Source organism: Defluviimonas salinarum (assembly GCF_026013545.1).
Lineage (GTDB): Bacteria > Pseudomonadota > Alphaproteobacteria > Rhodobacterales > Rhodobacteraceae > Albidovulum > Albidovulum salinarum.
Genome location: NZ_JAPDOG010000004.1, coordinates 1 through 17,213, shown reverse-complemented (window position 1 = coordinate 17,213; position 17,213 = coordinate 1). Strand labels below are relative to the sequence as shown.

The 17,213-nt window shown below is 66.5% G+C and carries 16 protein-coding genes; 5 read left to right on the top strand and 11 right to left on the bottom strand.

Annotation, left to right across the window (positions count from 1 at the left end; translation table 11 throughout):
• Positions 1-13: 13 nt before the first annotated feature.
• From OM960_RS05620 to OM960_RS05610, 3 genes are all read right to left on the bottom strand, one after another.
• Positions 14-562: a hypothetical protein gene (locus tag OM960_RS05620; RefSeq protein WP_263332776.1), complete on the bottom strand. Its 549-nt coding sequence runs from the start codon at positions 560-562 to the stop codon at positions 14-16.
• Positions 555-3,509: an efflux RND transporter permease subunit gene (locus OM960_RS05615; protein ID WP_264771325.1), complete on the bottom strand. Its 2,955-nt coding sequence runs from the start codon at positions 3,507-3,509 to the stop codon at positions 555-557. The genes OM960_RS05620 and OM960_RS05615 overlap by 8 nt, the downstream gene beginning before the upstream one ends.
• 88 nt (positions 3,510-3,597) lie before the next feature.
• Positions 3,598-4,389: a hypothetical protein gene (locus OM960_RS05610; protein ID WP_264771324.1), complete on the bottom strand. Its 792-nt coding sequence runs from the start codon at positions 4,387-4,389 to the stop codon at positions 3,598-3,600.
• Positions 4,390-4,895: 506 nt separating this feature from the next.
• Here OM960_RS05610 and OM960_RS05605 point away from each other — a divergent pair.
• Positions 4,896-6,026, top strand: a complete 1,131-nt coding sequence (locus OM960_RS05605; protein ID WP_264771323.1) for a hypothetical protein — start codon at positions 4,896-4,898, stop codon at positions 6,024-6,026.
• Between the two features lie 173 nt (positions 6,027-6,199).
• Here the strand turns inward: OM960_RS05605 and OM960_RS05600 are convergent, their stop codons facing one another.
• The 5 genes from OM960_RS05600 to OM960_RS05580 form a co-directional block, all read right to left on the bottom strand.
• Complete coding sequence (locus tag OM960_RS05600; RefSeq protein WP_263332768.1) at positions 6,200-6,760, bottom strand: sarcosine oxidase subunit gamma; 561 nt, start codon at positions 6,758-6,760, stop codon at positions 6,200-6,202.
• Positions 6,753-9,734, bottom strand: coding sequence for a sarcosine oxidase subunit alpha family protein (locus OM960_RS05595; RefSeq protein ID WP_264771322.1), 2,982 nt, complete (start codon positions 9,732-9,734; stop codon positions 6,753-6,755). The genes OM960_RS05600 and OM960_RS05595 overlap by 8 nt, the downstream gene beginning before the upstream one ends.
• Positions 9,731-10,054, bottom strand: a complete 324-nt coding sequence (locus OM960_RS05590; RefSeq protein WP_263332763.1) for a sarcosine oxidase subunit delta — start codon at positions 10,052-10,054, stop codon at positions 9,731-9,733. Before OM960_RS05590 ends, OM960_RS05595 begins: the two co-directional genes overlap by 4 nt.
• Before the next feature lie 75 nt (positions 10,055-10,129).
• The gene (locus tag OM960_RS05585; RefSeq protein ID WP_263332761.1) at positions 10,130-10,378 is read right to left on the bottom strand and encodes a hypothetical protein; all 249 of its coding nucleotides are present in this window, start codon (positions 10,376-10,378) and stop codon (positions 10,130-10,132) included.
• A 73-nt stretch (positions 10,379-10,451) separates the two neighbouring features.
• Positions 10,452-11,696: a sarcosine oxidase subunit beta family protein gene (locus tag OM960_RS05580; RefSeq protein WP_263333236.1), complete on the bottom strand. Its 1,245-nt coding sequence runs from the start codon at positions 11,694-11,696 to the stop codon at positions 10,452-10,454.
• A gap of 208 nt (positions 11,697-11,904) precedes the next feature.
• Between OM960_RS05580 and ccmI the strand changes: the two genes are divergently transcribed.
• The 3 genes from ccmI to OM960_RS05565 are packed head-to-tail and all read left to right on the top strand — an operon-like array spanning position 11,905 to position 13,810.
• Positions 11,905-13,104, top strand: a complete 1,200-nt coding sequence (ccmI, locus tag OM960_RS05575; protein ID WP_264771321.1) for a c-type cytochrome biogenesis protein CcmI — start codon at positions 11,905-11,907, stop codon at positions 13,102-13,104.
• Positions 13,101-13,577, top strand: coding sequence for a Holliday junction resolvase RuvX (gene ruvX, locus OM960_RS05570; protein WP_263332757.1), 477 nt, complete (start codon positions 13,101-13,103; stop codon positions 13,575-13,577). Before ccmI ends, ruvX begins: the two co-directional genes overlap by 4 nt.
• Positions 13,574-13,810, top strand: a complete 237-nt coding sequence (locus OM960_RS05565) for a DUF1289 domain-containing protein (RefSeq protein ID WP_263332755.1) — start codon at positions 13,574-13,576, stop codon at positions 13,808-13,810. Before ruvX ends, OM960_RS05565 begins: the two co-directional genes overlap by 4 nt.
• 11 nt (positions 13,811-13,821) lie before the next feature.
• On the opposite strand, the gene OM960_RS05560 is transcribed toward OM960_RS05565, so the two are convergent.
• The 3 genes from OM960_RS05560 to dusA form a co-directional block, all read right to left on the bottom strand.
• A complete protein-coding gene (locus OM960_RS05560; RefSeq protein WP_263332752.1) occupies positions 13,822-14,595 on the bottom strand; it encodes a hypothetical protein in 774 nt (257 codons plus the stop codon).
• Positions 14,589-15,407, bottom strand: coding sequence for a sulfite exporter TauE/SafE family protein (locus OM960_RS05555; protein WP_264771320.1), 819 nt, complete (start codon positions 15,405-15,407; stop codon positions 14,589-14,591). Before OM960_RS05555 ends, OM960_RS05560 begins: the two co-directional genes overlap by 7 nt.
• Before the next feature lie 75 nt (positions 15,408-15,482).
• Positions 15,483-16,499 carry a tRNA dihydrouridine(20/20a) synthase DusA gene (gene dusA / locus OM960_RS05550; RefSeq protein WP_290428564.1) on the bottom strand — a complete coding sequence of 339 codons (1,017 nt, stop codon included), beginning with the start codon at positions 16,497-16,499 and terminating at the stop codon, positions 15,483-15,485.
• A gap of 101 nt (positions 16,500-16,600) precedes the next feature.
• Between dusA and OM960_RS05545 the strand changes: the two genes are divergently transcribed.
• Positions 16,601-17,146, top strand: coding sequence for a hypothetical protein (locus OM960_RS05545; RefSeq protein WP_264771319.1), 546 nt, complete (start codon positions 16,601-16,603; stop codon positions 17,144-17,146).
• Positions 17,147-17,213 lie beyond the last annotated feature (67 nt).

Below are 17,213 nucleotides of genomic sequence, written 5' to 3'. Positions count from 1 at the left end.
CACGCGCCTCCGTTCAATGACCGGTGCCGGTCTCGGCACCGAAGAGTTCGGCAGCGCCAACCGCGACGATCTGGGTTCCGACGGGCGGCCCCGACCGCAGATAGACCGTTTCACCCTCGATCCGATCGACGTTCACTGGCAAGCGGACATAGTGCCGTTCGGCCCCGTTTTCGCCGTAGACCCAGGTGGTGCCGTCGGCCCAGTAGATCAGCGATCCGTATGGCACGGTGAGCTGCGGCAGGACCGGCACCTTGACGATCTCCGGCGGATCCTCGATTGCAGCCGCTGTCTGGAGCTCCTCGGCCGAGGCGACCACGATCTCCTGTGCCGGCGGTTCCGGCGGCATCCGTTCGGTGACTTCCGTCAGTTCCAGCCCGATCCGCAACTCGGCATGCGGGATCAGCTCGATGACATTGCGTCCCTCGCCGTCCTGCGTCATGTGCCAGGGGATCGGGGCGTCGGAGACATATCCGCCCCCGCCCCCACCGGCCGCCAGAAGCGGCGCGGGACAGGTCAGACCGAAGGCGAGGCACAGCATCGGTATGTGTCTGATATCACGCATTGACTTGTCCTCCGCTAGCAAGTGCCGTTTCCGGCTGGGCGCCCGCGAGCGCCGGCAGGATGAAGCGCGCCATTGCAGCCGCACCCACCAGGCCCGCAACCAACGCCACGGATGCCGGCCAGACGAATTCCAGCCCCGGCGCGAACAGCAGGATCGCCGGCGCAAGCGCCACGATCGTCGCCACCTTGGCCGTGAAGAGCGCCGTCATCGCCGGATCGCGGGCATCGAACCGCATCGCAGTCGCCGCATCCCTGAGCCCGATGCCGAACGCCGCCACCGCGCCGATCGCCGCGGCCACCGACCAGACACCAAGCGCAAAGGCCGAAATCGCCGCGACCGATCCGATCGACGCCGCATAGAGCGTCACCAGCGCCGCGCGCGACCAGCTGTCAAGCGCGACCTGCATCAGAAGCACGATCCCGATCAAGGCCGCGACAGCGACCTGCCAGATCGGAATCCCGCCGCCCGTCGAGGCGAGCGCGGTCCCGCCGACCACTTCCGCATGGTATTCGAGCGGAAAATCGATCGACGCGAGCGTGGCCTCGACCTCGCGCACCAGCGCCGCATTCGCCGAAGGCGCCGTCACGGCGATCTCGACGAAGCGCGACACCGCCGAGCGGTTGATGAAGGCCGGCGTCGACGCGATCCGAACGTCGGCCAGGTCAGACAGCGCGACCTTGCCCGCAGGCACGTCGATCAGCGCGGTCTGGAGAGCCTCGACCGAACCGCGATGGGTTCCGTCGCCCCACACCACCACGTCGAACACCTTCTGGTTCTCGAAGAACTGGCCGACCTGAATCCCGGCGACCAGCGCCGAGAGCGCGCGACGGACGTCGCCCGGCTTGGCACCGTATTTCGCGGCGCGGTCCAGATCGACTTCGACTTCGACCACCTGCTCGAGATCGGTCTGGCGCAACTCGGCGCCGCTGATGCCGCCGATGGCGGTCAGCCGATCAGTGACTTCCTGAGCCTTGGCGTTCAACTCGTTGAAATCGTGACCATAGACCCTAACCAGCAGGTCCGCGTTCGCCGTCGGCGGCGCCGCGCGTGCGATCTGGCGGTTCTGGTAACTCGTGACCGCAGCCGCAAGACCGGCCTGTTCCACCATCCGGGCGATCTCGGGCTCTGCTTTGGCCGGGTTCACGCCATCGGCGAGCGTCAGCCACAACGAACCGGAGTTCGCGTTCAGAACCTCGTCCGAAATCTCGGCCCGGCCGACCTGCAGTGCCGCGTGCGCGACCATGTCGCTCGCAAGCAGCGTATCGGACAGTGCCTGGCCTTCCGCCATCACGACCTCGAGCGACGTACCGGGCGCCGAGTTCCACTCGACCAGCACGTTTTCGTTGCGGAAGTTCGGCGCCGCGGCCATGTTGACCGTCGCGACGACACCCGCTCCGCCGGCCACCAGAAGCGCGACGAGCGCGAGTCCCGGCATACGCGAGACACTGCCCCCGGCCGTAAAGGCCGGCGCGGCGGCGAGCCCGCGGCCACCGATCAGCGTGCCGAGAGCCGGCGCCACCAACAGGGCCACCACGAGCGACAGCGCGATCGTGACCATGTAGGGCCAGACCGATGCTGCTGCGACGGCACCGCTGACACCGTCCAGGAACATGAGCGGCACCGCGGCGAGGAGCGCCGCGAGCGTGGTGACGACCATGAGCGTTCGCTTGCGATCGCTCGCTTCGGCACCGGCCGGAGCCGCGGCCTGAAGCGCGTCGTGAAGGATCATCCCGATCGCCGCGAACAGCCCGGCCATCATTGCACCGCTGACCACTCCGGCCATGCTGGTGAGCAGCCAGACCGACATGAGCGCCGCAGCACCTGCGGTGACGCCGGAGACGGCAGTGAACCGCCAGTCGCGCGACACGAGCGCGATCACGGCGAGGGCAGCCGCCGCACCGATCGCGGCCACGAGCCGGATCCGGTCGGCCGCGCGCTCGGCGATCAAGCCTGCGCTGTAGACGTCCATGTTCACGTCAACGCCGGGCAGACCCGGTTTCATGCCGGCCATCGCGCGTTCGACTTCGTGCGCCACCTCGGCAGTGCTGGCCCAGGGGAACTTCTCGATAACCATGAGGAGTCCCGGCTTGCCGTTGATCAGCGCGTCGCCGATCAGCGGCTGGTGCCCCTCGACGACCTCCGCGACGTCACCGATCGCCATCGCGGGATTGTCCGTCAGCGGCAGCCCCTTCATGTCCGTGGGGGACACGATCGGAAAGACGTGCTGGATGCCGAGTCGCTGGTTCGGCGTGTCGATGAACCCGCCGGTGCCGGGCGTCGACGCTTCCAGATACGAAAGCGGCGACACCCACATCGAGTTGCCCGATGTCCGGATGATGTCCTCGAGCAGCACATCGTTCTGCGACAGCACGTCGGGATCCGCGATCACCTGCATCTGGCGCTGGCGTTCGCCCCAGATCGAGATGTTCGCCACACCCGGAACGCCGGAAAGCCGCGGCCGGATGGTCCAGCGCGCAAGCACCGAGAGGTCGATCTGCGAGAGGGTTTCCGAGCTCAAGCCGATCTGCACGACCCGCGCGTCGGTTGCGACCGGCTGGCGCATGATCGGCGGCTTGGAGACGTTGGGCAGCGCGTGGGCGGCCGTCAACCGCTCCTGGACCATCTGGCGCGCGATCATCAGGTCGGTGCCCGGTTCGAACACCATCTCGATCGACGACAGCCCCGTGATCGACCGCGAGTCGATGCGGTCGACCCAAGGCAGACCATTGAGCATGTCGGCCTCGAGCGGAACGGTGATCATCGCCTCAACTTCCTGAGCCGACAGCCCAAGCGCCTCGGTCTGCACCTCGACGATGGTCGGCGAGAGGTTGGGAAGCAAATTGACCGACATCCGCCGGAACTCGATGGCGCCCGCCACCATGGCGACGACACCGAGCACGAGAATCAAAAGCCGGTATCGAACGGCAGCCTCGTGGATCCTCGTCATGTCAAAACCTCCTATTAGCAGTCGCTACAACCTGCTCGCTCGGCCTCCTCGTTTTTCGTCCGGTCGGCGCTCTTCCGGCGCTACCGGCTCATTCCTCGGTTTGTTGTGCTGGTGTCGTCGCGGCATACCCATAGCCGCGTCCGTCGATTTCGAGCGCGAGTTCTCTGGCGCGCTCCATTCCCGCTTCGTCCAAATCAATCACTTCGGTCAGAAAAAGTTCTTCCTTGTTCGGATCGTCGCCCTTGAAGCCGATCTTCACGAGCCCGACGTCCGGCGCGTAATACTTGGTCTGGAATATGCCCTCCTCGGTCTCCTGATCGTGCTCGTCGATCGCGATCACGTCCGAGAACTCGCCGGCGGGCACCGACACCACGAGACCCGCTTCGGTCACCTGACCACTGTCGGTCCAACTGACCGGCGGCGGCGCGTAACCTTGCGAGAGTTCAGGGTCGCCGACCTTGGGGTCGGCCACCAACTTGATGCCTGCCCTGGCGCCTTCGGGGGCACCGGGGAACCAGTATTTCGCGCCGATCAGGTCGTCGCCGTCGAAGGCTTCGGTCAGTTCGCCGACATGCCAGACGTTGCCGTCCTTGTCCTGCGCCCGGAAGGCGATCTCCTGTTCGATCAGCGTATCGTCCTGGAAATCCTCCTCCAGGAGCACGAGGACGCGGACTCCCGCGATCATCTTCGTCAGGTCGGTCACGGTGGCGACATAGAGATGCTTCACCTTTTCGCCGGCATCGTCGACGGTCCACCCTTCGTAGGACATACGTTCGCCCGGTCTCAGCGGCGTCCAGCGGTTGTCGATGACGTGAGAACGATCGCTGAAATTGTTCGCATCAATTTCCAGCAGTTCCACTTCCGCCACCACCGGCGTCACGAAAAGACAAGCGAACCCTGCAAGTAGTCCAAACCGAACACCCATGACCCCCCCAAACCCACTCGGCCAATCAATAAGGCCTGACAAATGTATGACTTGCACATGAATAGCGTTGAAATTGCATTGTCTCATAAGCCTTTTCGGCCAGCAATTACCCAAAAGATCTAGAGATAAGAACCGAACGCCGCCTTTGGAAAGTCGTCGATTTCAATGCATCGCCGCATCGGGACGATCAGGAAATTCTCCTATTAATCAATAGGATTCCTGGGCTTTCAGTTGAACTCCGGAGGCTCTTCCGGCGGCGATGAACCTCGCGGACCGCGTCCCGATGTAGGAACCTAATGGTTAGTCTGCCGCTTTGTGGCGAATAGAGCGCACCGGCGTTCGATCAGCACGACATGGTTCACAATTTCACCTGACATGTGTCAGATTGGTCCCCGTCGAGCAGCATAGATGCGACCAGGGTGACCATGACAATTGAATACGAAGACGCACCGGAATCTCGGTTGCTCCGCACGTTCTGCCTTGCCGGTATCGGGCTGGCCGTCTCAACGATGGCGGCGGCGGCCGAGGAGTGCACCGCACCGTGCCTGGACACCGCATTCACGCTGGAGTTGCAGGGCGACTGGATCTTCGATGCCACGCCGCCGCCCAGTACATCGAGTACGCTCGAACCGACCCTCAGCGTCGACCTCCTGTTCCGGGCGACCGACGCATTGAGCTTCGTCGGATCCATCACCGCCGAGAACATCAGCGAAGCCCCCGACGAGGACGGCTTCGTGTCGGATGGTCCCGGCGCCTTTCTCGGCGAGATTTACGGCCAGTACGAAGCCGATCCGTTCAGCTTCAGGCTCGGCAAGTTCGATCCCGATTTCAGCCTCGCCAGCGCGGCGCTCAGCGACCTCTACGGCACCGACATCGTGAGCGACTACGACGCCGAGGAGCGCTGGGGCGTCCAGGCCACCGTGCCCTTCGAGGCGGCGTCGCTGTCGCACGCGGTGACCGTCAACGTCTTCACGACCGACCGCACGATCCTGAACCGTTCGATCGGCACCCAGCGGCCACGTCTGACGCTCGCCGATGGCGGAGCCGGCAATGTCGAGGGGATCGGCTCGGCCGGGATCTTCTACGACTTCTGCTCCGGCGCCGAGGCCACGAGCTGTTTCGAGGACGGCGATGCCGGCGGCCGTTTCGGGCTGCGTTACCAGAAGGCCGGCGCACAGACCGAGGAGCAGATCGAGGACGAGATCGTTCCGGAGGACGAGATCGGCTATCTCGGCGCGGTCAACAAGCGCTTCGCGCTGTCGGACGCAGTCGATCTGGTCCTGCTCGGAGAGGTCGCCTATTTCCGCAACTTCGAGAGCGCGCCCGAGGATGCGCTGTTCAGCACCGGAACCGCGGCGATCGAAACCGGACCGCTGACCTATACCGCGACCTATACCAACCGCAAGACCGAGGTCTTCGGCGAGCCCGACGCGACGGACGAACTCATCGCCCTCGGCGTGATCTATCGCCCGGCCGGCTCGGCGTTCGGAACCGGCGCCAGTTGGGTCCTCGACGCCGGCCTTTCGTTCCTGAGCACCGCCGATGGCGAAGAGGAGAACCGGCTGGGTCTCCGGGCATCGCTCGAATTCTAGGCCGCCAGGCCAGGCGTTCCGGAAGACAATTCCGGCACCCCGAAAAACAACGCCCCCCGGACAGCCGGGGGGCGTTTTCTTGTCTGGAGCCACGCGGGACGATCACCGCGTCCATCGCCTCGACGCCACAAGGGATCCGCCCCCGCTCCCTTTCAGGACCGGGGGCGTCAGGATTACGCCGGGAACGGCTCCGAGCCGGTGCGGGCCGACACTTCCAGCGCGCCAAACACATAGCCCGCGGCGGAGCGGAACGAGACGAGGCTGAACTCGTCCTCGGCCGATTTCCAGAGCGCCGCGGCGACCTGGGCCGCGCGGGTGCGACGGATCTCGCCCTCCGCCAGCGTCTCGAAGTCGACCGGGCAGAGCTTCAAGAGCGCCTGGCTCGCCTTCGCGCCCTTGATGCGGAACATCGCGCGGGCGTCGGAAACGTCCGCGACGATGTGGTGCTCACCGGCAAGCGCCTCTTCGAGCGCCGCGACCGTGGCCACTGCCTCGGTGTAGGGCACCAGGATCAGAAGCTCGTCCGGCGACATCCAGGCCGCGGCCTTGTCGCCGGCAATGACGATCCGGCGGGCTTCCGGAACGGCGGTGCCGGTCGCAGCCTTCACCGCCTTCTTCATCTTGGCCGAGGACAAGTCACCGCGAACGGTGATCATGCCCTGCAGGCCTGCCTCGGAAACCTCTACGAAACCTTTGTGAGAAACGCCCCCCAAGGCGCTGACTGCCTTAGACATTCTGCTTTTCTCCATCCTTGTCGTAGAAGACCGGATCGACGATCCGCGCCTTGACCACCTTGCCATTGTCCACCGGGAACTCGATCACCTCGCCCATCCGGTCGGGACCGTGCTTCACGAGCCCCATCGCGATCCCCTTGTTGAGGGTCGGCGAATGGTAGGTCGAGGTCACCCGGCCCTGCATGTTGCGCTGGCCGTTGGCATTGTAGCCCTCGGCAACGGCATAGGCACCGTCCGGGATCACCGAACCGTCGAGGGTTTCGAGGCCGACGAGCTTCCACCGGTCCGGGCTCGCCATGAAGGAGCGTTCCTGGGCGCGCTTGCCGAGGTAGTCTTCCTTCTTCTTCGAGATCGCCCACTGCAGGTTGAGATCCTGCGGTATCACCGTGCCGTCGGTCTCGTCGCCGATCATGATGAAGCCCTTCTCGGCCCGCATGATGTGCATCGCCTCGGTGCCGTAGGGCATCACGCCGAACTCCTCGCCGGCCGCGATCAGCGCGTCCCAGAAGGCGCGGCCTTCCGACGCCGGAACCGCGACTTCGAAGGAAAGCTCGCCCGAGAACGAGATCCGGTGCACCCGCGCGCGGAACCCGCCGAGCACGCCCTCACGCCATTCCATGAACGGCAGCGCCTCCTTCGAGAGATCCATGCCGCCGAGTTTCTCGAGCAGTTTCCGGGCGTTCGGGCCCGCAATTGCCACCTGGGCATACTGTTCGGTGACGTTGGCGGTATAGACCTTGAAGTCCCACCACTCGCACTGGAGCCAGTCTTCCATCCAGCCGTGGATTCGGTCCGCACCCCCGGTCGTGGTGTGGCAGAGCCAGGTGTCCTCGGTCAGGCGCACGACGACGCCGTCATCCGAGAGGAACCCGTTCTCGTTGCACATCAGACCGTAGCGGCATTTGCCCACCGGCAGCGTCGACATCATGTTGGTGTAGAGCATGTCGAGGAACTTGCCCGCGTCCGGCCCCTTCACGAGGATCTTGCCGAGTGTCGAGGCGTCGAGAAGGCCGACCGAGTTCCGGACCTGCCGGATCTCGCGGTTGACCGCGTCGTGGACGCCCTCGCCCGAGCGCAGGAAGCAATACGGACGGCGCCAGAGACCGACCGGCTCCCAATGGGCGCCGTGGGTCTCGTGCCATTCGTGCATCGGCGTCTTGCGCAGCGGCTGGAAGATCTCGCCGCGCGCCTCGCCCGCGATCGCGCCCATCGAGATCGGCGTGTAGGGCGGGCGGAAGGTCGTGGTGCCGGTCTCCGGGATCGCGCGGTTGAGCGAGTCCGAGAGGATCGCCAGACCGTTGATGTTGGAGATCTTGCCCTGGTCGGTCGCCATGCCGAGCGTGGTGTAGCGCTTGGTGTGCTCGACCGACTCGTAACCCTCGCGGGCGGCGAGCTGGACGTCCGACACCTTCACGTCGTTCTGCGGGTCGAGCCACATCTTGAAGCGCAGCGCGGGGCCTGCGCCCTGCGGCATGATCCAGACCGGGATCAGCGGTTCTTCCGCCTCGGAGACGGCGCCGGGCGCCGTGCCCTTGCCACCGACAGCCTGATGCGCGTCCGCGAGCACGTCCTGCGCCGCGAGGATTCCGTTGGCCGAGCCCACCGCCGTCACCATCGCCGCGCCGTCCTCGCCCGTCGCCGGACGCTTCGGGTCGGGGCGGAACATCGCCAGCTTGTCGTCCCAGATCAGCTTGCCGCCGCAATGCGACCAGAGATGGACGACCGGCGACCAGCCGCCGGACATCGCCACGGCGTCGCAGGCGATCTGCTCCAGTTCGGCGCCCTCGCCGGCCTGGATGCAGGTCGCAACCCCGGTGACGCGCTTGCCGCCCTTGACCTTGGCAATGCCGTGGCCTTCGAGCACGCGGACGCCGCGGGCGCGCACCGCCTGCGGCAGCTCGCCCTTGGCTTCGGGGCGCGCGTCGATCACGGCCGGCACCACGAGGCCCGCGTCGAGCAGCGCGAGCGCGGTGCGGTAGGCATCGTCGTTGTTGGTCACGATCACGGTGCGGTCACCGGGGCTGACCGCCCAGTTGACGACGTAATCGCGCACGGCCGAAGCCAGCATGACGCCCGGAATGTCGTTGCCCGCGAAGGAGAGCGGCCGCTCGATCGCGCCCGTCGCGGTGACGATATGGCCGGCGCGCATCCGCCAGAGGCGGTGGCGCGGACGGCCGTCGCCCGGCGTATGGTCGGCGATGCGTTCATAGGCCATGAGATAGCCGTGGTCGTAGAGACCGGAGGCCATCGTACGGGTGCGGAGCGTGACATTCTCCATCTTCTCAAGCGCTTGGACGGCTTCCTTCACCCAGGCGCCGGCATCCGTGCCCTCGATCTGGACACCGTCGACGACGGCGCGGCCGCCCCAATGGGCGGTCTGCTCGATGAGCCAGACGCGCTTGCCCTGCTTGCCGGCGGCAAGGGCCGCGGCAAGGCCGGCAATGCCACCGCCGACGATCACCAGATCGGCGAAGGCATAGGCATATTCGTAACGGTCCTCGTCGCGGTTCTGCGGCACTTTGCCGAGACCGGCCGACTGGCGGACGATCGGCTCGAAGACGTGCTTCCACGCGAAGCGCGGGAACATGAAGGTCTTGTAGTAGAAGCCCGCCGGAAGGAACCGGTAGAACTTGTCGTTGATCGCGCCGATGTCGAACTCGAGGCTCGGCCAGTGGTTCTGGCTGGCCGTGACCGCGCCGTCGAAAAGCTCGGTCGTCGTGGTGCGCTGGTTCGGTTCGAACCGGCCGCCGGTCCCGAGGCCGACGAGCGCGTTCGGCTCCTCGGCGCCCGACGCGACAACGCCGCGCGGGCGGTGGTACTTGAACGAGCGGCCGACCATCATCTGGTCGGCACCGAGAAGCGCCGAGGCCAGCGTGTCACCGGCAAAGCCCTTCATGCGCTTGCCGTTGAACGTGAAGGACAGGGCCTTCGAGCGGTCGATCAGGCGGCCGCCTTTCTGAAGACGCGTGCTCATTTGTAGCCCTCCCAGTCCGGGCGTTTCGCCTTGATCTTTGCCTGCAGGTCCGCAGGCGGCTCCTTGGTCTGCGCGCTGTAGGTGCCGAACACCTCGAGCGTCGCGGTGCAGCGGGCGGCGAGGAACCACTTGCCGCAGCCATAGGCATGCCGCCAGCGCTCGAAATGCACGCCCTTGGGGTTCTTGCGAAGGAACAGGTAGCCTTCGAATTCGTCGTCGGAAGAGCCCGGCCCGAAGCGCTTCAGATGCGCCTCGCCGCCGGCCTGGAGCTCGGTTTCCTCGGCTTTCACGCCGCAATAGGGGCATTCAAGGGTCAGCATGTCTGGCCTCCGGACATGAAAAGGGCGGGCGCCGAATGGCACCCACCCTGGAAGTCGTGAATCGGTCGTGTCGCGTTAGTTGCTCTGGCCCGAATCCGCCGGGGCAGCGTCGCCATCGGCAGGCGCTGCAGCGTCCGGCTCCGGAGCGACGTCGGTCGAGTTGTCGATGGTGACACTTGTCGAGCCTGCATCCGGGCTGCTGGTCGCGGCCGGCGGGGCATCGCCGCCGAAAATGAAATACGCGAGAATTCCGACAGCGACGACCAGCCCGCCCACGATGAAGGCGATGTTGGCGCTGCTGCCTGTCTGCGATGAATTCGCCATGTCTTCAGCTCCTTGGCAATGGTATCAGCCTTGCCAACGCAGAAGATGCCGCTTGTGTTCCCAGTGTTCCGCATCAATGCGCCACCCCAGCAGCGACGCTTTCATCGATGAACTTGCCTTCGCGGAAGCGGTACATGGAGAATTCCTCGGCCAAGGGCGAGTGGCCGCGGGCCATGAGCTCCGCCATCGCCCAGCCCGAGCCCGGGATCGACTTGAAGCCGCCGGTGCCCCAGCCGCAGTTGACGAAGATGCCCGAGACCGGGGTCTTGGAGATCAGCGGCGAGCGGTCGCCGGTCATGTCGACGATGCCGCCCCACTGGCGCAGCATCTTCAGGCGCGAGATCATCGGGAAGGTCTCGACCAGCGCACGGACGGTTTCCTCGATGTGGTGGAAGGAGCCGCGCTGGGTGTAGTTGTTGAATCCGTCGGTGCCGCCGCCGATCACCATCTCGCCCTTGTCGGACTGCGACATGTAGCCGTGCACCGTATTGGCCATCACGACCACGTCCATGCAGGGCTTGATCGGCTCGGAGACGAGCGCCTGGAGTGCCAGCGATTCAATCGGCAGACGGAAGCCCGCCATCTCGGCGAGGACCGAGGAATGGCCGGCGACGACCATGCCGAGCTTGTCGCAGTCGATCGCGCCCTTAGAGGTGTCGATGCCGACGACCTTGCCGCCTTCGGTGCGCACGCCCGTCACTTCGCACTGCTGGATCACGTCCATGCCCATCGCCGAACAGGCGCGGGCATAGCCCCAGGCCACCGCGTCGTGCCGCGCAGTGCCGCCACGCGCCTGGTAGAGCGCGCCGAGGACCGGGTAGCGGGGACCCTCGATGTTGATGATCGGCACCAGCTCCTTCACGCGCTGCGGCGATATCCACTCGGTCGCGACGCCCTGGAGGTTGTTGGCGTAGACGGTGCGCTTGTAGCCGCGGACCTCGTGCTCGGTCTGGCCGAGCATCAGGAGACCGCGGGGGGAGAACATGACGTTGTAGTTCAGGTCCTGGCTCATCGTCTCGTAGAGCGAGCGCGCCTTTTCGTAGATCGCGGCCGAGGGATCCTGCAGGTAGTTCGAGCGGATGATTGTGGTGTTGCGGCCGGTGTTGCCGCCGCCGAGCCAGCCCTTCTCGATGATCGCGACGTTCGTGATCCCGTAGTTCTTGCCGAGATAATAGGCCGAGGCGAGGCCGTGGCCGCCGGCACCGATGATGATCGCGTCGTATTTCTTTTTCGGCGCGGGCGAACCCCATGCACGCTCCCAGCCGAGATGATAGCTCATCGCGTGGCGAGCGACTGCAAAAGCCGAGTAGCGTTTCATGGCCATGTCGAATCCCCCTTCGGGCAGCGTATCCACCCACGGCGCCTGCTTAAACGCAGGGCGAAAAGCGACAGGCTGGCAAGCGTCGCTATTGGGAAAAATGCGACATGAGCCGTTATCTGCGACAATCGCGCCGCCCCCGAGCCGGGCTTTTCCCTTTCGGCAGGGCACCGAAAGGCTTAGATGAAGGCGGAACTTCGGAGGCAAAATGCTCTTCTGGATCGTGTCGCTCGCCCTTTCCGCCGCCGTCGGCGCGGCGCTTCTGCGCTCGCTGGCCCAAGGCGGCCAGACGGTCTCCGCCAATGCCGACATCGGCGTCTACCGTGACCAGCTGGCCGAGGTGGAGCGCGATCTTGCCCGCGGCGTCGTTGACGCGGCGGAGGCGGAGCGGGTGCGCATCGAGATCTCGCGGCGGATTCTCGATTCCGACCGGAGCGCCGGCCCGGCCCGCGTGGCGCGCGGATCGGTCGCCCTGCCCGCACTCGGCATCGCCGTCGCCCTCGCGGGCGCCTTCGCGCTGTACCTCTCGATCGGCGCTCCGGGCTATCCCGACCTGCCGATCGGCCAAAGGATCGAGCGCGCGGCGATCTTCCATGAGGACCGCCCCTCGCAGGCCGAGGCCGTCGAGACCGCGCAAATACCCACGCCGCCAACGCCCGAAGCTTCCTACGCCGAGTTGATGGAGCGGCTCCGGACCGCGGTGGCGGCGAATCCCGGCGACATCACCGGGCAGCGGCTGCTCGCCCGCAACGAGGCGGCCCTTGGCAACCATACCGCCGCCGCCGAGGCGCAGGCGCGCGTCATCGCGCTTGCCGGCGATGCAGCGACAGCCAACGATCACGCGACCCTCGCCGACAGCTACGTGCTCGCGACCGGCGGCTATGTGTCGCCCGAGGCGGAGGCCGCGCTGAACGAGGCGTTGCGGCTCGATCCCGGCAACCCGACCGCGCGGTTCTATACCGGGCTGATGTGGGCGCAGACCGGACGCCCCGACCGGGCGTTCCAGTTCTGGAAGGCCCTGCTCGAAGCCGGACCGGAAGACGCGCCGTGGATCGCGCCGATCCGGGCACAGATCGAGATGCTGGCCGCCGCAGCCGGTGTCCGCTACACGCCCCCTGCCCCGGCGGCTTCCGGCCCGGATGCCGGCGACGTTGCGGCAGCGGCCGGGATGAGCCAGGAGGAGCGCCTCGACATGATCCGCGGCATGGTCGACGGCCTTGCCGAGCGTCTCTCCAGCGAGGGCGGGCCGGCCGAGGACTGGGCGCGGCTCATCACCTCGCTCGGGGTCCTGGGAGAAACCGAGCGCGCCAAGGCGGTCTGGACCGACGCGCAGTCTGTATTCGCCGGCCACGAGGCGGATCTGGAAACCGTGCGGGCCGCCGCACGTCAGGCGGGGGTCGCAGAGTGATCCACGACGCTTTGGACAGCTTCGTCGCGGCGCTACCGCGCGATCGCGCGCTCGCGGGCCTCGATCTTGGCGAGAAGACCATCGGCGTCGCCGTCTCGGACCGCCGGCTTTCGGTGGCGACGCCGCTGGAGACGATCCGGCGCAAGAAGTTCACGCTCGACGCAGCCGCGCTTCTGGCAATCTGCGAGAAGCGCGAGATCGGCGGGATCGTGCTCGGCCTGCCCTTCAACATGGACGGCAGCGAGGGTCCGCGCTGCCAGTCGACCCGCGCCTTCGCGCGCAACCTCAGCCGCCTCACCGACCTCGCGATCGGCTTTTGGGACGAGCGGCTGTCCACCGTGGCGGCGGAACGGGCGCTTCTTGAGGCAGATACGACGCGCAAGCGTCGCTCGGAGGTGATCGACCACGTCGCGGCGGGGTATATCCTGCAGGGAGCGTTGGACAGGATCGGGCACATGAGGCGGCAGGGATGACGGACGAGGTCTGGAAGCGGCAGGAGATCGACAGCCCCTGCGTGAAGATCTGCACGATCCACCCCGTGGAACGGCTCTGCGTCGGCTGCCTGCGCTCGATCGACGAGATCGGCCGCTGGGGGCGGATGACCCCCGAGGAGCGGCGCGCGATCATGGCCGATCTGCCTGCGCGCCAGCCGCGACTGCGGCAAAGGCGCGGCGGACGGGCGGCGCGGACGGGCGGCAGGGACTGAGCCTTCAGGCGTCAGACCGTCAGCCAGTCGGCAATGCCGCCGGGCAGTTCGGGGCGGAAATAGGCGATGATGCGGCCCTCCGGAGGGGCCTCTGCGGCCTCCGTCCAGGGGCTGATGCCGTGGAGCGCAAGGCGATGGATCAGCACCGCCTCGCCCGGCTCGGCATGAAGCACGACCCGATCGCACACGGCGAAGACCTCGCGCCGGGCGGCGTGGTAGGCCTCGGTGACGTCGACCTCGGCCCAACGGCTCAGCGGATGCCCGGCGAGCGCCTCGGAAAACGCCCGTGACATGATGTGGTGGCTGCCCTCCCAGACGACCGGCGGGCTCGCGCCCGGCGCGGTTCGGGTTAGCGGCAGGCCGAGGATCCAGGCATGCGGTTCGCGGATCATCCGACGCCGCTCGGAGCCGACGGGCAGCAGGCCGTCCACGTGAGCCGCGTCGCGCAAGAGCCTGTAGCGGAAGGCGGCCTCGCCCTCCTCGACCCAGGGGCGCGGATAGCCGGGATGGACGGTCGAGAGCTGCGCGCGGTGAAGCTGAAGCCGTCCCGCCAGGGTCTCGACCGCGTCGATGGCGGCGCCCGCCAGCGGCACGCCCGCGACCGCGCCCTCGGCGTCGTTCGGCAGCGCCTCCAGCCCGACATCCCAGGTGCCGCCGCAGCGCAGCGCCTCGGTGGCTTCGGCGAGCGCCCGCCGCGCGGCCGGCAGCGCCGCCTCGGCCCAGCGGGCAAGCGCCGGATCGGTCGGAAACCTTGCCCAGCCGCGCGCCGCGAATCCCGCTACCATCCGGCCGCCTTCCTCAGCATGTTGAGCGCGACGAGCGCGAGGAAAGCCGCGAAAACGCGCCGCAAGGGCTTCGGGTCCATCGCGTGGGCGAGCTTCACCCCCCAGGGCGTGGTGATCAGCGTCATCGCGATGATCGTGACGAAGGCCGGAAGGTTGACCGCCCCCACCGTGTAGGGCGGCGCGCCATCCACCCCGGTCAAAAGGAACCCGGCCACCGAGGGCACCGCGATCACGACGCCGAACCCCGCCGCCGTCGCCACCGCGCGATGGATCGGCACCCCGTGGAGGCTCATAAGCGGCACGCCGAACGAGCCGCCGCCGATCCCCATCAGCACCGACAGGAACCCCACCGCCGGCGAGAGAACCGCGCGCCTCCCGCCTAACGGCATCGCCGGCGCGAGCCGCCAGTCCGCCCGCCCGAAGCCGAGATAGAAGGCCACCACGAGCGCCAGCGTCCCGAAGATCGCCTGCAACGCCGGCGTCCTGAGCTGCGCCACGGCGAGCACGCCGAGTACCGCGCCGATGGCGATCCCGGGCGCCCAGCCCTTCAGGATCGCCCAGTCGACCGCGCCCTTGCGGTGATGCGCCAGGACCGAGCGGGTCGAGGTCACGATGATGGTCGCGAGCGAGGTCGCGAGGCAGACCTGCATCACGTCCGGCCCGCCGTAATCGAGCCCGGTGAAGGCGTAGAAGAAGGCCGGCACGAGCACGATGCCGCCACCGACGCCAAGAAGCCCGGCGATCACCCCGGCAAACGCCCCGATCGCAAGAAGCAGCGCCAGCATCGGCAGGAGATCGGACATGAGCGGCATGAGCTTCCCTTCCCAAACGCGCCCTTGCGGGATAGCGCGGGGCGCGGGCGAACGCCAGCGGGCTCGCGCCGGAACTCAGGCAGCAAGATCGTTTAGCGGCGCCAGCGCCGCGTCGATCACGTCGAGACCGGCCCCGGGCGCGTTGGCGCGCTCCGACAGGATCCGCCGCCAGGCCCGCGCGCCGGGCTGGCCGTGAAAGAGCCCGAGCATGTGCCGCGTGATCTGGTGCAGCTTGCCGCCGGCTTCCAGATGCCGCGCGATATAGGGGCGCATTCGCTCCACCACCTCGTGCCGACTGGGTCCCGGCCCCGCGCCGAAGATCCGCGCGTCGGCCTCGCCCAGCACCTCGTAGGGTTCGTGATAGGCCGACCGCCCGATCATCACGCCGTCGAGCCCGTCGGCCAGGAATGCCTCCGCGTGATCGAGCGAGGTGATACCGCCATTGACCGAGACGTGAAGATGCGGGAATGCGCGCTTCATCTCGGCAACGAGCGGATAGTTCAGCGGCGGAATGTCCCGGTTCTCCTTCGGGCTCAGCCCCTTCAGCCAGGCCTTCCGGGCATGGATCGCGAAGCGGCTGACGCCGGCGGCAGAGACGGTTTCGAGAAAGGCCGGCAGCACCTCCTCGGGCACCTGCTCATCGACGCCGATCCGGCATTTCACCGTGACCTCGACCGGGCTCGCCGCGATCATCGCGGCGACGCAGTCTGCCACGAGGCCGGGCCGCTCCATCAGCACCGCGCCGAAACAGCCCGACTGCACCCGGTCCGACGGGCAGCCGACGTTGAGGTTGATCTCGTCATAGCCGAAACCGGCGGCAATCCGGGTCGCCTCTGCCAGCTCGTCCGGCTCCGAGCCGCCCAGTTGCAAAGCCACCGGCCTTTCGGTGGCGTCGAACCCGAGCAGCCGCTCGCGGTCGCCGTGGATCACCGCCGGCGCCGTGACCATTTCGGTATAAAGCAGCGCCTCAACGCTGATCTGGCGGTGGAAGTGGCGGCAATGCCGATCCGTCCAGTCCATCATCGGAGCGACGGACAGACGCGCGGCACGGAGAATGTCGGTTATAACAATTATTCCAGTCACTTCCGTCATATCTCGCTTGCATCGTTCAGCATCATGCCGGGCTATTTCACATCATCCCGCATGTTGAGTAGTCCATAGGACTACTGAATTCTGCGCAAGGACTACCGCACGTGGGCACCATCATCGAACGCAGACGTAAGGACGGCACAGCTTTATACCGGGCGCAGATCGTCATAAAGCAAGGCAGCAAGATCGTCCATCAGGAGTCCTCCAGCTTCGACCGAAGGACTACCGCCGCTTCTTGGCTAAAGAAACGCGAAAAGGAACTGAAGGCGCCGGGCGGGCTGGCGGCGGCGAAGGTCAGAACCGGCACTATTGGCGAAATCGGCAGAAGGTATGTCTCTGAGAAGCGAGACGGTATAGGCAAGACCAAAGCTCAGGTGCTCCGATCGATCGAGCGGGATTTCTCAATATCCGACATCCGGTCCGATGAGCTATGCTCCGAGGATATCGCAACGTTTGCCAGGACGCTCTCAGAGGGCCGCGCGCCATCGACCGTCCAGAACTACCTATCGCACCTCTCAGCAGCACTTGACCTCGCGGGGCCTGCGTGGGGCTACGACATTGACAGAAACGCCGTCGGCGATGGTGTGAAGGCCAGCCGTCAGCTAGGGTCAGGACCCATTGATCTGCTTGAAGCTGCCGCCGCCGGGTGATTCAAGGCTCCAGACTGACGGGGTTGATGATGAGCAATCTTTTCTGGCTGACGGACGAGCAGATGGA